Origin of the sequence: Roseomonas sp. 18066 (assembly GCF_902706185.1) — a bacterium.
Lineage (GTDB): Bacteria > Pseudomonadota > Alphaproteobacteria > Acetobacterales > Acetobacteraceae > Pseudoroseomonas.
In genome coordinates this window covers 1-385 of record NZ_CACSJM010000428.1, presented here as the reverse complement: position 1 = coordinate 385, position 385 = coordinate 1, and the positions used below count along the sequence as shown (strand labels likewise).

The following is a 385-nucleotide window of genomic DNA, read 5'->3' as shown; positions in this document are numbered from 1 at the left end:
GTCGTAGTCCGGATCGCAGTCTGCAACTCGACTGCGTGAAGTCGGAATCGCTAGTAATCGCGGATCAGAATGTCGCGGTGAATACGTTCCCGGGCCTTGTACACACCGCCCGTCACACCATGGGAGCGGGTTCTGCCAGAAGTAGGTAGCCTAACCGTAAGGAGGGCGCTTACCACGGCAGGGTTCGTGACTGGGGTGAAGTCGTAACAAGGTAGCCGTATCGGAAGGTGCGGCTGGATCACCTCCTTTCTGGAAACTGCATTCAAAATTGAACGCCCACACTTATCGGTTGTTGGAAGAGTCGGTGCTAACCGACATGGGTCTGTAGCTCAGCTGGTTAGAGCACCGTCTTGATAAGGCGGGGGTCGTTGGTTCGAGCCCAACT

Annotated in this window: 1 rRNA gene; it reads left to right on the top strand. The window is 55.8% G+C overall.

From position 1 onward, the window contains the following. Positions 1–249: ribosomal RNA gene (locus tag GVN67_RS29545) — 16S ribosomal RNA — on the top strand; the annotation flags it as partial. Positions 250–385: the final 136 nt, after the last annotated feature.